Annotated in this window: 18 protein-coding genes and 1 pseudogene; 6 read left to right on the top strand and 13 right to left on the bottom strand. The window is 58.8% G+C overall.

Annotated features, from left to right (window positions below):
• Positions 1-80 precede the first annotated feature (80 nt).
• The 3 genes from ACEN8R_RS05050 (at position 81) to ACEN8R_RS05040 (ending at position 2,068) form a co-directional block, all read left to right on the top strand.
• A complete protein-coding gene (locus ACEN8R_RS05050; protein WP_018925327.1) occupies positions 81-1,001 on the top strand; it encodes an ADP-ribosylglycohydrolase family protein in 921 nt (306 codons plus the stop codon).
• Between the two features lie 59 nt (positions 1,002-1,060).
• Positions 1,061-1,462 (top strand): lysozyme inhibitor LprI family protein, encoded by a 402-nt coding sequence (locus tag ACEN8R_RS05045; protein ID WP_018925326.1) that lies wholly within the window; start codon positions 1,061-1,063, stop codon positions 1,460-1,462.
• A gap of 249 nt (positions 1,463-1,711) precedes the next feature.
• A complete protein-coding gene (locus ACEN8R_RS05040) occupies positions 1,712-2,068 on the top strand; it encodes a hypothetical protein (RefSeq protein WP_018925325.1) in 357 nt (118 codons plus the stop codon).
• A gap of 48 nt (positions 2,069-2,116) precedes the next feature.
• On the opposite strand, the gene ACEN8R_RS05035 is transcribed toward ACEN8R_RS05040, so the two are convergent.
• The 5 genes and pseudogenes from ACEN8R_RS05035 to ACEN8R_RS05015 form a co-directional block, all read right to left on the bottom strand.
• Positions 2,117-2,371, bottom strand: a complete 255-nt coding sequence (locus tag ACEN8R_RS05035; RefSeq protein ID WP_018925324.1) for a DUF1652 domain-containing protein — start codon at positions 2,369-2,371, stop codon at positions 2,117-2,119.
• A 370-nt stretch (positions 2,372-2,741) separates the two neighbouring features.
• Positions 2,742-2,966 (bottom strand): annotated as a pseudogene (locus tag ACEN8R_RS05030) (sigma-54-dependent Fis family transcriptional regulator); the annotation flags it as partial.
• 11 nt (positions 2,967-2,977) lie between these two features.
• Entirely contained in the window at positions 2,978-3,715 is a 738-nt protein-coding gene (locus ACEN8R_RS05025; RefSeq protein ID WP_019579918.1) for an S-methyl-5'-thioinosine phosphorylase, read from the bottom strand.
• 12 nt (positions 3,716-3,727) lie between these two features.
• Entirely contained in the window at positions 3,728-4,738 is a 1,011-nt protein-coding gene (nagZ, locus tag ACEN8R_RS05020; protein WP_019579917.1) for a beta-N-acetylhexosaminidase, read from the bottom strand.
• 155 nt (positions 4,739-4,893) lie between these two features.
• Positions 4,894-5,601, bottom strand: coding sequence for a TetR/AcrR family transcriptional regulator (locus ACEN8R_RS05015; RefSeq protein WP_495624590.1), 708 nt, complete (start codon positions 5,599-5,601; stop codon positions 4,894-4,896).
• A 230-nt stretch (positions 5,602-5,831) separates the two neighbouring features.
• On the opposite strand from ACEN8R_RS05015, the gene lexA reads away from it, so the two are divergent.
• Positions 5,832-6,440, top strand: coding sequence for a transcriptional repressor LexA (lexA, locus tag ACEN8R_RS05010; protein WP_026286346.1), 609 nt, complete (start codon positions 5,832-5,834; stop codon positions 6,438-6,440).
• A gap of 10 nt (positions 6,441-6,450) precedes the next feature.
• A complete protein-coding gene (sulA, locus tag ACEN8R_RS05005) occupies positions 6,451-6,924 on the top strand; it encodes an SOS-induced cell division inhibitor SulA (RefSeq protein ID WP_018925320.1) in 474 nt (157 codons plus the stop codon).
• A 94-nt stretch (positions 6,925-7,018) separates the two neighbouring features.
• Here the strand turns inward: sulA and ACEN8R_RS05000 are convergent, their stop codons facing one another.
• From ACEN8R_RS05000 to ACEN8R_RS04970, 7 genes are all read right to left on the bottom strand, one after another.
• Positions 7,019-7,252, bottom strand: coding sequence for a hypothetical protein (locus tag ACEN8R_RS05000; RefSeq protein WP_007933173.1), 234 nt, complete (start codon positions 7,250-7,252; stop codon positions 7,019-7,021).
• 141 nt (positions 7,253-7,393) lie between these two features.
• Positions 7,394-7,918, bottom strand: a complete 525-nt coding sequence (locus ACEN8R_RS04995; protein WP_064619098.1) for a DUF6586 family protein — start codon at positions 7,916-7,918, stop codon at positions 7,394-7,396.
• 142 nt (positions 7,919-8,060) lie between these two features.
• A complete protein-coding gene (topA, locus tag ACEN8R_RS04990) occupies positions 8,061-10,688 on the bottom strand; it encodes a type I DNA topoisomerase (protein WP_018925317.1) in 2,628 nt (875 codons plus the stop codon).
• 114 nt (positions 10,689-10,802) lie between these two features.
• Complete coding sequence (locus ACEN8R_RS04985; RefSeq protein WP_007933188.1) at positions 10,803-11,039, bottom strand: DUF1653 domain-containing protein; 237 nt, start codon at positions 11,037-11,039, stop codon at positions 10,803-10,805.
• 99 nt (positions 11,040-11,138) lie between these two features.
• Positions 11,139-12,314: an acetyl-CoA C-acyltransferase FadA gene (gene fadA / locus ACEN8R_RS04980; RefSeq protein WP_007933190.1), complete on the bottom strand. Its 1,176-nt coding sequence runs from the start codon at positions 12,312-12,314 to the stop codon at positions 11,139-11,141.
• Positions 12,315-12,344: 30 nt separating this feature from the next.
• Positions 12,345-14,492, bottom strand: a complete 2,148-nt coding sequence (fadB, locus tag ACEN8R_RS04975; protein ID WP_018925315.1) for a fatty acid oxidation complex subunit alpha FadB — start codon at positions 14,490-14,492, stop codon at positions 12,345-12,347.
• Positions 14,493-15,005: 513 nt separating this feature from the next.
• The gene (locus ACEN8R_RS04970; RefSeq protein WP_007933194.1) at positions 15,006-15,443 is read right to left on the bottom strand and encodes a hypothetical protein; all 438 of its coding nucleotides are present in this window, start codon (positions 15,441-15,443) and stop codon (positions 15,006-15,008) included.
• A 104-nt stretch (positions 15,444-15,547) separates the two neighbouring features.
• Here ACEN8R_RS04970 and ACEN8R_RS04965 point away from each other — a divergent pair, with 104 nt between their 5' ends.
• A complete protein-coding gene (locus ACEN8R_RS04965; RefSeq protein WP_007933196.1) occupies positions 15,548-15,985 on the top strand; it encodes a universal stress protein in 438 nt (145 codons plus the stop codon).
• Positions 15,986-16,063: 78 nt separating this feature from the next.
• Here ACEN8R_RS04965 and ACEN8R_RS04960 read toward each other — a convergent pair whose 3' ends face one another.
• Complete coding sequence (locus ACEN8R_RS04960) at positions 16,064-17,986, bottom strand: ATP-binding cassette domain-containing protein (protein WP_018925314.1); 1,923 nt, start codon at positions 17,984-17,986, stop codon at positions 16,064-16,066.
• Positions 17,987-18,122 lie beyond the last annotated feature (136 nt).

Below are 18,122 nucleotides of genomic sequence, written 5' to 3'. Positions count from 1 at the left end.
AAGTTCTGGTTTGAAAGGCACAGTCAACGGATTGAAACTGCTAACGTTTGCAACGACGTGCAACCTTACAAGGAAGATTCATGCAGCCTTCACTCACGGAGCGTTATCGCGCAACCCTGTTTGGGCTTGCTTGCGCAGATGCTATCGGCACCAGTGTCGAATTCCAGCCACGCGGCTCGTTCGAGCCCCTGACCGATATGGTTGGCGGCGGCCCGTTCAATCTGAAGCCGGGGCAATGGACCGATGACACATCCATGGCACTTTGCCTGGCTGAAAGTCTGCTGAACAAAAAAGGTTTTGATGCGGCTGACCAGATGGGCCGTTACCTCAACTGGTGGCAATGGGGTTACCAGAGTTCGACCGGCGAATGCTTCGACATTGGCATGACCGTACGTGACGCGCTGGCTCGTTATCAGAAAACCGGTCAGCCATTCGCAGGCTCCTCCGATCCCGACACGGCGGGCAACGGTTCGCTGATGCGGCTGGCGCCGGTAGTCTTGTACTACTTTCCCGACCGCGACCGGATCAGGACGTTTTCCGTAGACAGTTCGCGTACTACCCATGCCGCGCCGGAGGCACTTGAATGCTGTCAGTTGCTTGCCGAACTGCTCCGCAAGGCATTGCTAGGCGCCACCAAGCCGGATTTGCAGCGCCTGCCAGAGACAATATTCCTGGAACCAAAAGTCATGGCCATCGCCCGAGGCGACTACCTCGACAAGTCCAAAGACGATATCCGGGGCAGCGGCTACTGCGTTGCATCACTGGAAGCGGCCTTGTGGTGCTTTCACCACACTGACAGTTTTGCAGCCGCCATCCTCGAAGCCGCGAACCTGGGTGACGACGCCGATACCACTGCCGCCATCGTCGGTCAGTTGGCCGGGGCTCACTATGGTGCGCAGGCCATCCCTGAAGGCTGGCTGGCGAAGTTGCACAGGCGCGCTGACATCCAGGTTTGTGCGGACCAGTTACTCGCGGCTTCAGGCGCCCTTTCTACAAGCTGAAGCCTGCGTCTTCGCTACACTGCAACCTCCTCTTTTCAATTGTCACAGCGAGAATTCCCATGCACCCACGCTTGCTCCTGGCACTGACGCCGCTGCTGTTCACCCCTCTTGCGCATGCCGTCGACTGCGACAACGCCACCGACCAGACGACGATGAATCAGTGCGCAGCGCAGCAGAACAAGGCCGCCGACAAGGAGCTGAATGCGCTTTACCAGCAGATCACCACGCGATTGAAGGACAGCCCTGACGCCAAGAAGCTGTTGGTCGGTGCCCAGCGCTCATGGATTGCGTTTCGCGATGCCGAGTGCAAGTTCTCGGCGTCCGGAGTGGAGGGAGGCAGTGTTTACCCGCTGATCTATAGCAACTGCACCACGGCGCTGACCAAGGCGCGGGTCGAAGCCTTCAAGACTTACTTGAAGTGTAAGGAAGGGGATTTGAGTTGCCCGGTGCCTGAGGCGTGATGCTGCGGCGTTCTTGATGCCGCCGCGTGCCAGCTTAACGATCACTATAAAAATCAATCAGTTACTTGAAATAACTGGCTTATGGGCGCGTCTGAACGAGATCGCCCGCGTCTAATATCGCGATACCTGTTGCAGTGTGAGACAAGCATAGAGGCCCCCGGCCGGAACACTTCATCGCCCGGCGATTGACGATGCTGCAGTGCAGGCGCGAAATGTGGGTTCACCGATTGCCAGTCAGAGGGTAAGAACATGGCAAGCATAACGGTCCTGGCGGGGGACTTTCTGCAGGGTGATGGAGAGTACACAGACGGCGTTTTCACGCTCAGGACGTCGCTTCACCCGTGGCCCGGCATCACCCTCCCGCTCTCATTGTTCAAGAGTGTAGAAGTGGCCAACGAGGATTCGATCAACAACATCAAGGATGTCATCGGCTTCGGCGTGGCGGGGGCCATGTTGCTGGGGCCTATCGGCGCAATTGCCGGCTTCATGTTGGCTGGCAAGGAAACCGAGGTAACCTTTCTGGCCACACTCAAGGATGGAAGAAGGTTGCTGGCGGCTGTAGACAACGACACGTTCGATGAGATTTCCCGAAAAATCCCGTCCTGACATGACAGACGCACGCCGCACCATCGACAGGTGCGGCGTGACATCGGTTCAGCTGTAGAACGTCGGGTGAACGCCTTTGTGAGCCTCGATTTCCAACCGCATATCAGCCACCAGCGATGCAATTGCATGGGGACTGTCCAGTGTCCATACCGGTACGTGAGTGGCCACCAGATCCACTTTGCCGGTCATGCAATCGCAGACCCGAATCGTCAGGAACTGGTCTGCCTCCATGCTACAGGTGCACACGGCGGGCAGAAAACTTTGCTCGATGATGTTTTGGATTTCCAGGGGTGATAGGAACATCGCTACCTCCCTCACGCCAGATGGATGCCGGGCAAATGCTCCGTCATTTCACCCTTTAGCCTGAAAATTCTAATCCTCATTAGCGGGTGTCTCAAGGCTGTGACAGGTTGCTCGTCGTCTCATCGGGCTGTCGCGATTTGCGACACCTCCAAGCGAGTCGCCCGCCCCCTCGCATCACTCAAAACCCCGCCGACACTGGGCGATCAGCCCCTTCCCGGCACTTGGCACAGCCATTGCCAAACATTGAGCAAGCCCCCATTTTCACGCACAACAAGAGGTCTTGCCATGCCCCTCCCTTATCTGCTTCCCGCCACCTCGGCGTTCATCCAGCGCGCACCGCGCACGCTCATCGGCGGTGACTGGGTCGAGGCCGCCGACGGCCAGACCATGCCCCTGCGCCAAGGGTGATGTCTTGCAGGCCGCTGCCCTTGATACGGTCGGCGCGAACTTCGACGGCGAGGATGGTGGCGTCGGAATTGGCGAGGATGATCAGCCCTTCCTTGCCTTGGCGATCGGCCAGATAGTCGATGGCCGGCATCGCCGCATCGATCAACAACCGATTGCTCGCCAGCAGCCCGTCGAGACTGGCGCTCGAGAGTGTCGAGCTTAGCCTTTCAATACCCGCGCCAGCGTCGACTTCACTTTGCCCATGCCATCATGCAGTGCCTGTTCAATCTCGGCCATGGTAATGACCGCCGTCGATTTGCCCGCCGCGGGGTTCACCACCAGCGCCAGACAGGCATAGTCCAGTTCCAGTTCACGCGCCAATGCAGCTTCTGGCATACCGGTCATGCCGACGATGTCGCAACCGTCACGTTCCAGCCTCGCGATTTCAGCAACTGTTTCCAGACGTGGCCCTTGAGTGCAGGCGTACACGCCATGGCTGCTATAGCCGACGCCTTCAGCCGCCAACGCCGCGATTAATCGCTGACGCAGGGGTTCGCTGTAGGGATAGCTGAAGTCGATGTGTGTAACGTGTTCCAGGTCATCGGCGAAATAGGTGTGTTCGCGACCGCTGGTGTAGTCGATCAATTGATGCGGCACGCAGAAATGCCCGGTGCCCATCGCGGCATGAATCCCGCCCACGGCGTTGACCGCGAGAATCGCTTCAGCTCCGGCCTGCTTCAAGGCCCACAGATTGGCGCGGTAGTTCACCTGATGCGGCGGGAAGCGGTGCGGGTGGCCGTGACGTGCGAGAAACAGTACTTCCTTGCCGGCGTACTCACCGATCTGCACCTCGGCCGAAGGCGCACCGTAAGGGGTGTCCACCGCCAATGACTGACGAATGCTCAAGCCTTCGAGTTGAGTCAGGCCGGTGCCACCGATAATCGCGTAAACCGTCATAACGAAAAGTCCTTAATCAATCAATTGAGCTTCTTTGAGCGCGCCGACGGCCGTCAGCCAGCGCGGGTCTTGACGGTATTCAGTGCTGGCGTACGCCTGCCCACGCATCCGCGCGATACGCGCCGAAGGCTTGACCTTCAACCGCTGGGCGGCACTCAAAGCCAACTCGGCAGCCGCACGGTCGTTGCACACCAGGCCCATGTCGCAACCGGCGGTCAATGCCGCTTCGATGCGACTGGCGGCATCGCCCACCACGTGCGCACCGGCCATCGACAGGTCGTCACTGAAGATCACGCCATCAAACTGCAGCTCGCCGCGCAGGATGTCCTGCAACCAGCGACGGGAGAAGCCGGCAGGCTGGGAATCGACTTGTGGATAAATAACGTGGGCCGGCATGACGGCGGCCAATTGCTTGCTCAATCGCGCGAATGGCACCAGGTCGTTGGCGCGGATCTCTTCGAGGCTGCGCTCGTCGTTGGGAATCGCAACGTGGGAATCGGCCTCGGCCCAGCCATGACCGGGGAAATGCTTGCCGGTGGCAGCCATCCCGGCGCTGTTCATGCCGCGGATGAATGCACCGGCGAGCAAGGCTGCGCGCTCGGGATCACCTTCGAACGAACGGGTGCCAACCACCGCACTGCGTTGGTAGTCCAGATCCAGCACCGGGGCGAAGCTCAGGTCGAGACCGACCGCGAGCACTTCGGTCGCCATGATCCAGCCGCACTGTTCGGCCAGGTATTCGGCATTCGGGTTGTCGGCGATGGCGCGCATGGCGGGCAGTCGCACGAAGCCCTGACGCAGCCGCTGAACCCGACCGCCCTCCTGGTCGACCGCCAGCAGCAGATCGGGACGAATGGCGCGGATCGCGGCGCTCAATTCGCGCACCTGACGCGGGTGTTCGATGTTGCGGGCAAAAATGATCAGGCCGCCCACTTCGGGCTGGCGCAACAATTGGCGATCTTCAGACGTCAGCCAGGTACCGGCGACGTCCACCATCAACGAGCCTTGCAGGCCAGCAGTCATGGAAGTTCCTTGAATACGATAAACCCGGCTCGCGCGAATTCGCCGCCATGGGCTGAGCCCGGCAGGTCGGCGATATCAATGAGGGGGTTCAAAACGAGAGTCGGCATGGGCGCCTAGCTTAGCGGATGTCCGCCACCGCGCCCACCCGTGTGCGGTTAAACCTTGGCGGCTACCGGACTCGATTTACTGCGCGGACGCAATTGCGCGGCGGCCATGGCGGTGTCGGTGACGCCGGTTTCGGCACGCATGCCCGCAGCCAGGAATGGCACCATCAGACGCATCACTTGCTCGATGGAAGTGTTGACGCCGAAATCGGTCTCGGCAATCGCACGCAAGGCCTTGATCCCCGACATGCTGAATGCCGCTGCACCGAGCATGAAGTGCACGCGCCAGAACAGTTCGATCGGAGGAATGCGTGGCGCGGCTTCGTTGACCAGCAGCATGTAGCGGCGGAAAACCTTGCCGTACATGTCTTCCAGATAACGACGCAAGTGCCCTTGGCTCTGACTGAAAGCCAGCCCCAGCAAACGCATGAAGATGGATAGGTCGTTGCCGCTGCGTGGTTGCACCACCAAGGCTTGCTCGACGAGGATCTCCAGCAATTCTTCGAGGGTCGGTTTGTTCTCGGGTTTGGCCTGACGGCGCTCCAGCTCTTTATCGAGACTGAGGCAGAACGGCCCGAGAAAACGCGAGAAGACCGCTTGAATCAGCGCCTTCTTCGATCCGAAGTGATAGTTCACCGCCGCCAGATTGACACCGGCCTTGCTGGTGATCAGACGCAACGAGGTTTCAGCGAAACCTTTTTCCGCGAACAATTGCTCGGCAGCATCGAGAATGCGTTCAACGGTTTCCGACTGGGCCATGGCTACTCCGCCTGACAAACACTTGTTTGAAACATACGTTTCAGCCCAGGCCTTGTCAAGTCTGGCGGGTTCGTTTTGGGAATGGTCGGTCAGCTATTTAACCATACAACACTGGCGCTTCAATCGGCGAGCTGAATGACCGTCCAGCGGCCGGCAAAAAAAGGGGCATTGCCAAGACCGGTTCACTGTATATAATCCCAGTCACTGTATAAAAAGACAGAGCGATCAATATGCTAAAGCTGACGCCACGCCAAGCAGAGATTCTGGCCTTCATCAAACGCTGCCTCGAAGACAACGGCTACCCGCCAACCCGCGCGGAAATCGCTCAGGAACTGGGCTTCAAGTCGCCCAACGCGGCGGAAGAACACCTCAAGGCACTGGCCCGCAAGGGCGCGATCGAGATGACCCCGGGCGCCTCCCGTGGCATTCGCATCCCCGGCTTCGAAGCCAAGGCCGACGATTCTACCCTGCCGATCATCGGCCGAGTGGCAGCAGGCGCTCCGATCCTCGCCCAGCAGCACATCGAAGAATCCTGCAACATCAACCCTTCGTTCTTCCACCCTCGCGCTGACTATCTGTTGCGGGTCCATGGCATGAGCATGAAGGACGTCGGCATTTTCGACGGAGACCTACTGGCCGTCCATACCACCCGCGAAGCCCGTAACGGTCAGATCGTGGTGGCGCGGATTGGCGACGAAGTGACCGTCAAGCGCTTCAAGCGCGACGGCAGCAAAGTCTGGCTGATTGCCGAAAACCCTGAATTTGCCCCTATCGAAGTCAACCTGAAAGATCAGGAACTGGTGATCGAAGGCTTGAGCGTCGGCGTGATTCGCCGCTAAAGGAGGCTTTATGCAGTTCCCACACACTTCACAGCAAGCCCAACTGCCGTTGTTCGAGGCATTCATGGCGCAGCCGCTGGCGCCGATCCTGAAAGAAGTGGTCGAGTCGCCCTGGAGCGCCGAGCCCGAAGTCTTCAGCGAGCTGTCATTGCGTGGCGCGGCCGGGAACTGCCTGAACCTTCTGGCACCAATCCTCAGGGAGCTGAGCCAGGATCAGGACGCTCGCTGGCTGACGCTGATCGCCCCGCCCGCCAGCCTGACCCAGGCCTGGCTGCGAGACGCCGGCCTGAACCGTGAACGCATTCTGCTGCTGCAACCACGCGGCACACAGAGCGCTCAGCAGCTGACCTGTGAAGCTTTGCGACTTGGCCGCAGCCATACGGTCGTCAGCTGGCTAAACCCGTTGAGCACATCGTCGCGGCAACAGCTGATCAGCGCCGCCCGTACCGGGGATGCGCAAAGTCTGAATATTCGGCTGGGTTAACTGACAAAACAGTGTTTGCACTGAACAGCGCGGGGCTTCTCCAAGGATAGAGAAGCCGGTCTGTAGAGGTATCCGCAAAATCCGACGGGCGGGATCAATGAAGAACCCGTGGCCCCTCTTCCTTATCAAATTCGCCTTCAACCAGGCGTCCTGCCATCTGAACACCGACGCTCAACATCGCCTTGGCGACTTCCACGTGCTGGCCTTGCAGGAAAGCCTTGGCATCCTCGGAGAAATCCAAAGTAACCAGAGAACCCTCGTCCTCGGCCCTACGCAGCTCGATTCGGCCGTCTGGTAACTCGACAATTTCTAGAAAGGACGTTGGCATAAAGGACTGTTCTCCACGAAAGGCAGGGATTATATAGGCATCGGCCAAGCTTCGCTCAGGATCTTGACCAGATGCCATCACGAAGAGAAATTTCTGACATCACGCTTCCTTGAGCGGACCATTCACCGAGCACTCAATCTTTCAGCACTCGTTCAGCCCGTCGCGAAACCGGATCGCCAAGCTTTTCAGATTCTGGCGCCAGCTCTCCAGCTCTTCCCGGCTCAGCTCTTCAGACGCCTCTTCTTCGTCCAGGTTGACGGCCAGAATAAGCGGCTGCGTCACATCACCCTTGGGCTTGTGTGGAGCACGAGGCGGTTGAAACAGTGCGGCATAAGCCGACAGCAGCTTGGCCAGCCAGGTTTCAGGGTTTTGCGCCAACTCGACCATCTCGGCCATTTCCGGAATAGCGATGGTTTCGAGTACTTCGCGGGTCAGCAGCATCTCTGCCCGTGGCGCATTGGCCTGAGGCAAGCGATAGAAACCGGCGATTTCATGGCACAGCCCCAACAGCGCCCCGTACAGGTGAAACAACGCCGATTCGCGACCGGCCTGAATCAGCGCCAGGGAGTTCATCGCTCGCCCCTCTTCGGCCTTGGCGAGCGCTTCCAGCGACAAGCCGGCGAAATAAATTTTCTGGTTGGTACGGGTATAGAGTTCGTGGGCCATGACGGCAGCCTCCACAACGAAATAATTGCTTCACGCAGGTCTGACAGTGTCATGGATCACCCAAGCTCACCGCAAGCCCAAAACAAAAAGGCCGCATGAAAACCCGAGGGTTGTCATGCGGCCTTTTTATGTGCAGCGGCTTTTAAGCCTTGGCTGCTGGACGCTTGTCTTCAACCGTCCACTTGCCACCATCGTAATACGCTTTCCAGCCAGTCGGCTTACCGTCGACTTCCGTCTGCACGTATTGCTCTTTGGTCTTGCGGCTGTAACGGATCACTGCTGGCAGACCGTCAGGATCTTTCTTCGGTGCTTCGCAGAGGAAGTGGTACTTCGGATCGATCTCATCCTTATGCGGCACGATCTCGACGACCAATGGCGCACGGGTCTCGCGGTTTTTCGGGAACTGGCTGGCCGCCAGGAACAGGCCGGAAGCACCGTCACGCAGGATATAGGTGTCGTTGACCTTTTCGCATTTGAGCTCAGGCATCTTCACCGGATCCATCTTCGGCGGCGCCGCATCACCGCTTTTCAGCAGCTTGCGGGTGTTCTTGCAGGTTGCGTTGGTGCAACCGAAGAACTTGCCGAAACGGCCGGTCTTGAGCTGCATCTCGCTGCCGCACTTGTCGCATTCCAGGCTCGGACCTTCGTAGCCCTTGATGCGGTAAGCGCCCTCTTCGATCTCGTAGCCTGCGCAATCCGGGTTGTTACCGCAGATGTGCAGCTTGCGCTTCTCGTCGAGCAGGTAAGCGTCCATCGCCGTGCTGCAGATCGGGCAACGGTGCTTGCCGCGCAGAACCAGCGACTCCGACTCGCCCTCGTCGTCCGCAGCGATTTCGTCGCCCGGCACCAGGTTGACGGTGGCCTTGCAGCGCTCTTTTGGCGGCAGGCTGTAGCCCGAGCAACCGAGGAACACGCCGGTCGATGCAGTACGAATCTGCATCGGACGACCGCACACCACACATGGAATATCAGTCATTACCGGCTGGTTGGCGCGCATGCCGCCTTCGGCGCTTTCGGCCACTTCGAGTTTCTTCTTGAAGTCGCCGTAGAACTCGTCGAGCACGTTTTTCCAGTCGCGCTCGCCCTGGGCCACGTCATCGAGATTCTCTTCCATGCCGGCGGTGAAGCCGTAGTCCATGAGATTGGAGAAGCTCTCGGCCAGACGCTCGGTGACGATGTCGCCCATCTTTTCCGAATAGAAACGACGGTTGTGCAGCGCCACGTAGCCGCGGTCCTGGATGGTCGAAATGATCGCCGCGTAGGTCGAAGGACGACCGATGCCGCGTTTTTCCATTTCCTTTACCAGGCTCGCTTCCGAGTAACGCGCCGGCGGCTTGGTGAAGTGCTGGGTCGGATCAAGCTTGATCAGCTTCATCGCATCGCCCTGGGCCATGTCCGGCAGCACATCGTCATCACCAGGCTTGGTGATTTGCGGCATGACGCGGGTGTAACCGTCGAACTTCAGGATGCGGCCCTTGGCGCGCAACTCGAAGTCACCGGCACCGACGGTGACCGTGGTCGACAGGTATTGGGCCGGCAGCATCTGGCAGGCGAGGAACTGGCGCCAGATCAGCTCGTAAAGCCGCTCGGCATCACGCTCCATGCCCGACAGCTTGCTTGGCTCGGTATTGGCGTCAGACGGACGAATCGCTTCGTGAGCCTCTTGTGCGCCTTCCTTGCTGCTGTAGACGTTCGGGGTTTCCGGCAGGTACTTCTTGCCGAATTCGCCTTCAATATAAGTACGCGCCATCGTCACGGCATCGGCCGAGAGGTTGGTGGAGTCGGTACGCATATAAGTGATGTAGCCGGCTTCGTACAGACGCTGGGCCATCATCATGGTTTTCTTCACACCGAAGCCCAGGCGGTTGCTCGCGGCCTGCTGCAGGGTGGAGGTGATGAACGGTGCCGACGGCTTGCTGCTGGTCGGTTTGTCTTCGCGCTTGACGATGCTGTAGCTGGAAGCCTTGAGCTTCTCCAGCGCGGCCATGGCCTGGGCTTCGTTGAGCGGCTTGAAGGCTTCGCCTTTCTCGCGAGCCACGTCGAAGCGCACAGTCGCGCCCTTGGCGGTGCCGAGGTCAGCGTGAACTTCCCAGTACTCTTCCGGGTTGAACGCGCGGATTTCGCGCTCACGCTCAACCACCAGCTTCACGGCAACCGATTGCACGCGACCGGCGGACAGGCCACGAGCAACCTTGGCCCACAGCAGCGGCGAAACCATGTAACCCACCACGCGGTCGAGGAAGCGACGCGCCTGCTGAGCGTTTACGCGATCGATGTCCAGCTCGCCCGGCTGGGAGAAAGCTTCCTGGATCGCTTTTTTGGTGATTTCGTTGAACACCACGCGCTTGTAGCGGCTGTCGTCACCACCGATGGCTTCGCGCAGGTGCCAGGCAATGGCTTCCCCCTCGCGATCCAAGTCGGTTGCGAGATAGATGGTGTCAGCATCTTTGGCGAGCCGGCGCAGCTCTTCGATAACCTTTTCCTTGCCCGGGAGGATCTCGTACTTGGCTTTCCAGCCATGATCGGGATCGACACCCATGCGCGAGACCAGCTGCTTGCGCGCTTTCTCTTTCGGCGTGAGCACCGGACCTTCGCCTGCGGCGGCCTTGCCACGCTTGGCGGCAGGCTCTTTGCTGGCGCTAGCCGAACCGCTGGTGGGCAGGTCTCGGATATGGCCGATACTCGACTTCACCACGTATTGGTTACCCAGATACTTGTTGATGGTCTTGGCCTTAGCCGGGGATTCCACAATGACCAGCGATTTGCCCATGGATCAGAAAATTCCTGAATTCTAGAAGTGAAAGGCGGTTGGCGCCTGACGCGGCACCGCTATATATAGTGGCTACAAGGTGAGGTCAAGCGCAGGGTTCTGCGCGCACTCCCCTTATGGCTGCGGAAAAATGCTCGGTTCGGCTTGCACCAAAGCAAAGCGTGGCACCTGTTCGCCGTCAACCTCGACCGACTCCAGGAACATGCTCAAGGGACGTACCCAAAAGCCGTAATCGCCATACAGGGCTTGGTAGAAGACTACTTCTTCTTCGGTCTCCGAATGCCGCGCAACACTGAATACGCGGTACTGCGGACCTTTGTAATGTTGGTAGAGCCCAGGTTGTATCGGCATGCTTTGGCCCTCACTCAAATTTTTTCAAAATAAAAACAAAAATAAATCCGGAAAAACAAAAACCGGGGCACTTGGCCCCGGCTTCCATCGACGAAACGCTTAAACGCGTTCGAAGACGGTGGAGATACCTTGGCCGAGACCAATGCACATGGTAGCCACCCCGAAGGTGCCGCCATTCTGCTTCATCACGTTCAGCAAGGTGCCCGAAATACGTGCACCGGAGCAACCGAACGGGTGACCCAGGGCGATCGCGCCGCCGTGCAGGTTAACCTTCTCGTTCATCTTGTCGAGCACTTTCAAATCTTTCAGCACTGGCAGGGCCTGTGCAGCGAAAGCTTCGTTGAGCTCGAAGAAGTCGATATCGTTGATGCCAAGACCCGCGCGCTTCAATGCTTTCTGCGTTGCCGGTACTGGACCATAGCCCATAATCGCCGGGTCCACACCTGCCACTGCCATCGAGCGAATCACCGCCAGCGGCTGGATGCCCAGGTCCTGGGCACGCTGTGCCGACATCACGATCATGCACGAAGCACCGTCAGTGATCTGCGACGAAGTACCAGCGGTCACGGTGCCGCCCTTCGGATTAAACGCTGGTTTCAGAGCCGCCAGGCTTTCCAGGGTGGTTTCCGGACGAATGGTTTCGTCGTAGTCGAACAGTTTCAGGAAACCGTTCTCGTCGTAGCCCTGCATCGGGATGATTTCGTCCTTGAACTTGCCTTCCACGGTCGCCTTGTGGGCGAGTTGGTGGGAGCGCACGCCAAAGGCGTCCTGCTGTTCGCGAGTAATGCCGTGCATTTTGCCGAGCATTTCCGCAGTCAGGCCCATCATGCCCGAGGCTTTCGCCGCGTACAGGGACATGTGCGGGTTCGGATCGACACCGTGCATCATGCTCACATGACCCATATGCTCGACGCCGCCAACGACGAACACGTCACCGTTGCCGGTCATGATTGCTTGCGCGGCAGTGTGCAGCGCACTCATCGACGAGCCACACAGACGGCTGACGGTCTGGCCGGCCGAGGTGTGTGGAATCTGAGTCATCAGGGACGCCATGCGGGCGATGTTCCAGCCCTGTTCCAGGGTCTGGTTAACGCAGCCCCAGATCACGTCTTCGACTTCGCTCGGGTCGACCTTGACGTTGCGTTCCAGCAATTTGCTGATCAGGTGTGCCGACATGTCTTCGGCGCGGGTGTTGCGGTGCATGCCGCCCTTGGAGCGGCCCATCGGCGTACGACCGAAGTCGACAATCACGACGTCTCTAGGATTCAAGCTCATATACTTTCACTCTCGCTCTAGTGTGGGCGCTTAACCGAAGAAGCTCTGACCGTTCTTGGCCATTTCACGCAGCTTCGCGGTCGGGTGGTACAGCGCGCCCAAATCAGCGTACTGGTCAGCCAGGGCAACGAACTCTGCAACACCGATCGAATCGATGTAGCGCAGCGCACCGCCACGGAATGGAGGGAAACCAATACCGTAGACCAGACCCATGTCGGCTTCGGCGGCGGTTTCGACGATGCCGTCTTCCAGGCAGCGCACGGTTTCCAGGCACAGCGGGATCATCATCCAGTTGATGATGTCTTCGTCAGTGACTTCGAGCTGTTGGAAAACGATCGGCTTGAGCACTTCCAGCACCGACGGATCGGCGACTTTCTTCTGCTTGCCGCGCTTGTCGGTCTCGTAGGCGTAGAAACCCTTGCCATTTTTCTGGCCCAGGCGCTTGGCTTCATAGAGCACGTCGACGGCCGAACGGCGATCGTCCTTCATGCGATCCGGGAAGCCTTCAGCCATGACGTCACGACCATGGTGGCCGGTGTCGATGCCGACCACGTCCATCAGGTATGCCGGGCCCATTGGCCAGCCGAACTTCTCCATGACCTTGTCGATGCGGACGAAGTCCACGCCGGCGCTGACCAGCTTGGCGAAACCGCCGAAGTACGGGAACAGCACACGGTTGACCAGGAAGCCCGGGCAGTCGTTGACGACGATCGGGTTCTTGCCCATTTTCTTGGCGTAGGCAACGGTGGTGGCAACGGCCACTTCGCTGGACTTCTCGCCACGGATCACTTCAACCAGCGGCATCATGTGCACCGGGTTGAAGAAGTGCATGCCGACGAAGTTTTCCGGACGCTTGAGGGCTTTGGCCAGCAAGGTGATGGAAATGGTCGAGGTGTTGGACGCCAGAATGGTGTCCTCTTTGACCTTGTCTTCGACTTCGGCCAGAACGGCTTGCTTGACCTTCGGGTTCTCGACCACGGCTTCGACCACCAGATCGACGTGACCGAAATCGCCGTAGGACAGGGTCGGACGAATGCCGTTGAGCACTTCGGCCATCTTCGCCGGGGTCATTCGACCTTTATCAACGCGGCCAACCAGCAGCTTGGCGGCTTCGGCCAGACCTTGCTCGATACCGTGCTCGTTGATGTCCTTCATCAGGATCGGCGTGCCTTTGGAGGCCGACTGATAAGCGATACCGCCACCCATGATGCCGGCGCCCAATACGGCGGCCTGCTTCACTTCCTTGGCGATTTCGTCGTAGGCCTTGGCCTTTTTCTTCAGCTCCTGATCGTTCAGGAACAGACCGATCAAGCTCTGTGCGGCAGAGGTCTTGGCCAGTTTGACGAAACCGGCGGCTTCGACTTCCAGGGCCTTGTCGCGACCGAAGTTCGCAGCTTTCTGGATGGTCTTGATCGCTTCGACCGGCGCCGGGTAGTTCGGGCCCGCTTGGCCGGCCACGAAACCTTTGGCGGTTTCGAACGACATCATTTGTTCGATGGCGTTGAGCTTGAGCTTTTCGAGCTTCGGCTGACGCTTGGCCTTGTAGTCAAACGTACCGGAGATGGCGCCTTTGATCAGGTTCAGCGCCGCTTCGTGCAACTTCTGCGAGTCGACCACCGCGTCGACGGCACCGACTTTCAGTGCGTCTTCAGCGCGGTTTTCCTTACCGGCGGCAATCCATTCGATGGCGTTGTCGGCACCGATGATGCGCGGCAGGCGCACGGTACCACCGAAGCCTGGGTAGATGCCCAGCTTGACTTCCGGCAGACCGATTTTGGCGGTGCTGGCCATGACGCGGAAATCCGCCGCCAGGCACATTTCCAGACCGCCACCCAGTGCGATGCCATTGATCGCGGCAACAGTCGGGACGTTGAGGTCTTCGAAATCGCTGAAAATCTTGTTGGCTTCGAGGTTGCCAGCAACAAGCTCGGCATCCGGCAGCTTGAAGTTGTCGACGAATTCGGTGATGTCGGCGCCGACGATGAATACGTCCTTGCCACTGCTGACGATCACACCCTTGATCGAAGCATCTGCCTTGATGGTGTCTACAGCCTGACGCAGCTCGTTCAGGGTAAGACGGTTGAACTTGTTGACGGACTCACCCTTGAGGTCGAACTTCAGTTCGACGATGCCACTTTCAAGAGCCTTAACCGTGATGGCTTTACCTTCGTAAATCATCAACTGATCTCCACGATATGGAAGCTGAACAGTACACGTCGGACGCAGGCGGCTGGCTCGGCAGGGACGTTTATCGTCAATGCTAACGCCAACTCACCCGGCACACCCGCCAACGCGATAGTCGGGATTCTGTAGGAGCAGTCTGTAATACAAACGCTCAATTCATACGCCCGTTTGATTTGGGTGTGTCACCTTCACGGAATTTCCGGCAATTGTCAATCGCCCAAAATACTGGTTGAAACGCGACTTTCCGGTCACTTCCGTACCACGAAGCCCTGCAACATGCGGATGCATGTGAGGCCATTCATAGAATCAATAGTTAGAAAAGTCGCCCTAATTCGCGGCAACCTGTGTTTAACAGGCTACGCTGGCGTGACCCTGAAGAAAAAATTTGAACGCTTTGACGAATGCCCAGCGTAAGATCTGTGCCACAAAGAATTACCGGCCTGCCTGGCCAACCCCAGCCCGATGATGATGTCGGGCTTTTTATTGCCTTCCGTAACAGATCGGGGTTCAGGCGAGCGCCTTGAGCGTAGCGTCGATCTGTTGCAGAACCTCGGCTTCGCCCTTCTCGCCCCAATACAGGGCAATCATTTGCTTGTCTGCCTCGACCTTGTAGACGTTGGCAGGCAGTTTTTCGAAATGATTCAGAAGCACTCCATCCTCGCAGACTTCCTGCCACTGATTGACCCACACACCCGGCGCCTTCTGCCAATAGCTCCAGCACGCTGGCTGAGTGCCACGGCGCGGTCGGTGGTACTGGGCGCAAGGGCTTGGCGGCTCCTGGCTCAGCCAGTGCGGCCACTCCTGGGGCGCCAATTGCATGGCAAGGCCGATGCGCCGCGCCTCCATGCGCAGGGCCATGCGACCGCTCTGGACACGAGACGGTCGCAACCAGGCCAGCGGGCTCAGCACCACCAGCAGGATTGACACCACTATCCAGACCGTCATATCTGTACTCCCGATTCTTGATGGGCCCATTGGGTCACGTTGAAACCAATGCGCTTGAAACCAGCCATACTTACCAATATTGCAATCCTCAGGAGGAGCACCTCATGCCCTACCACCATATTCTGGTCGCTGTAGATCTAACCGAAGAGTGCGATCCTGTAATCCACCGCGCCCGCGAACTTTCGGTGAGCAATGGCGCAAAGCTGTCCCTGGTGCATATCGTCGAGCCGATGGCCATGGCCTTTGGCGGCGACGTGCCGATGGACCTTTCCCAGTTGCAACAGCAACAGTTCGATCAGGCCAAGGAGCGCCTTGAGCGATTGATCCTGAAATACCCGGAGCTCTCCAAGGAATACAGCCACTTGACCTACGGCCAGCCGCGACAGGAGATTCACCATCTCGCCAAGGAGCAAACGTGCGACCTGATCGTGGTGGGCAGTCATGGCCGGCATGGCCTGGCACTGTTGCTCGGCTCCACTGCCAATGACGTGCTGCACGGCGCGCCTTGCGATGTACTTGCCGTGCGCCTGCAAAAAAGCTGACAACAAGCAACAATAAACCCCTTACGAAAAGCCCGGCATTCACACGAGTGAAGCCGGGCTTTTTTATAGCCGGATCAATCAGGCATCCAGTTCGGCCCAGCGCTCGACCATCACGTCGAGTTCAGCCTGTAACTGCTCAAGCTGAGCGATCACTGCAGCCGTCTCGGCAGGAGGACGCTGATAGAAGCCGGCGTCCGCCATCTGCGCTTCAACCACCGCGATCTGCTGCTCCATGGCTTCGATCTGGCCAGGCAAGGCTTCCAGCTCACGCTGCAATTTGTAGCTGAGTTTCTTTTTCGCCACCGGCGCTGGCGTTTCCACTGCAGCAACTGGCGCAGGTTCGGCCGTCACGACAGCCGAGTTCAGGTCGGCCTTGCCGGACTTGCTCTCGGTCACACCCAGCAGGCGCGGCGAGCCGCCCTGACGCAGCCAGTCCTGATAACCACCGACGTATTCGCGAACCTTGCCTTCACCTTCGAAGACCAGGGTGCTGGTGACCACGTTGTCGAGGAATGCCCGGTCGTGGCTGACCATCAGCACAGTGCCGTTGAAGGTCAGCAAGACCTCTTCCAGCAGTTCGAGGGTTTCCACGTCGAGGTCGTTGGTCGGTTCGTCGAGCACCAGCAGGTTCGCCGGTTTGCTGAACAGTTTGGCCAGCAGCAGACGCGCACGCTCACCACCGGACAACGCCTTGACCGGCGTGCGGGCACGCTGCGGGCTGAACAGGAAGTCGCCAAGGTAGCTCAGTACGTGACGGCTCTGGCCATCGATATCGATGAAGTCGCGACCTTCAGCGACGTTGTCGATCACGGTCTTTTCCAGGTCCAACTGATGGCGCAACTGGTCGAAATAGGCCACGTCGATGCGCGTCCCCTCTTCCACTGTGCCGCTGGTCGGTTGCAGACCGTTGAGCATCAGCTTCAACAGCGTGGTCTTGCCGGTACCGTTGGCGCCGAGCAGACCGATGCGGTCGCCGCGCTGCAGGACCATCGAGAAATCCTTGATCAGGAACGGGCCGCCCGGGTGAGCGAAGCTCACATTCTCGAGCACCATCACCTGCTTGCCGGACTTGTCGGCGGTATCGAGCTGAATGTTGGCCTTGCCGGTACGCTCACGACGCTCGCTACGCTCGACGCGCAGGGCTTTCAGTGCACGGACACGGCCTTCGTTACGGGTGCGACGCGCCTTGATGCCCTGGCGGATCCAGACTTCTTCCTGGGCCAGTTTTTTATCGAACAGCGCGTTGGCGGTTTCTTCAGCGGCCAGTGTGGCCTCTTTGTGCACGAGGAAGCTGGCGTAATCGCCGTTCCAGTCGATCAAGCCGCCGCGATCCAGTTCCAGGATACGGGTTGCAAGGTTCTGCAGGAATGAACGGTCGTGCGTGATGAACAGTACGGCGCCCTGGAAATCCTTCAGCGCTTCTTCAAGCCAGGCGATGGCACCGATGTCCAGGTGGTTGGTCGGTTCGTCGAGCAGCAGCAGGTCCGGTTCGGAAACCAGCGCCTGAGCCAACAGGACGCGACGACGCCAGCCGCCGGACAATTCGGCGAGGGTCTTGTCGGCAGGCAACTGCAGACGGCTCAAGGTGCTGTCGACCAGTTGCTGCAAGCGCCAGCCATCTCGAGCTTCGAGGTCGTGCTGGACGTGCATCAGCTTGTCCAGATCGGCGTCAGTGACGATGTTCTGGCTCAGATGGTGATATTCGGCAAGCAACGCACCAACGCCGTCGAGGCCTTCGGCGACCACGTCGAACACGGTCCGCTCGTCGGCTACCGGCAATTCTTGCGGCAATTCACCAATCTTGAGGCCAGGTGCGCGCCAAACGGAGCCATCGTCGGGCTTCTGGTCGCCCTTGACGAGCTTCATCATGCTGGACTTGCCAGTGCCGTTGCGGCCGATGATGCACACCCGCTCACCACGGGCGATCTGCCAGGACACCTTGTCCAACAACGGCATAGCGCCGAAAGCAAGGGACACATCGCTGAATTTGAGCAGGGTCATGAGCTTCTCCAAAAACCGGGCGCGCATTCTACCTGACTTGAGGCTACAGAAGGCCGGCAATTTCAATGTCGAAGCACTCTGCACAACAATTGTTGCGAACTTATGCTGGCATGTCGGCAAAGCTTTCACCCGCTGC

It is taken from the genome of Pseudomonas sp. Pseusp15 (genome assembly GCF_059492165.1).
The sequence above is the reverse complement of the archived record's forward strand: the minus strand, read 5'-3'. Positions and strand labels throughout refer to the sequence as shown.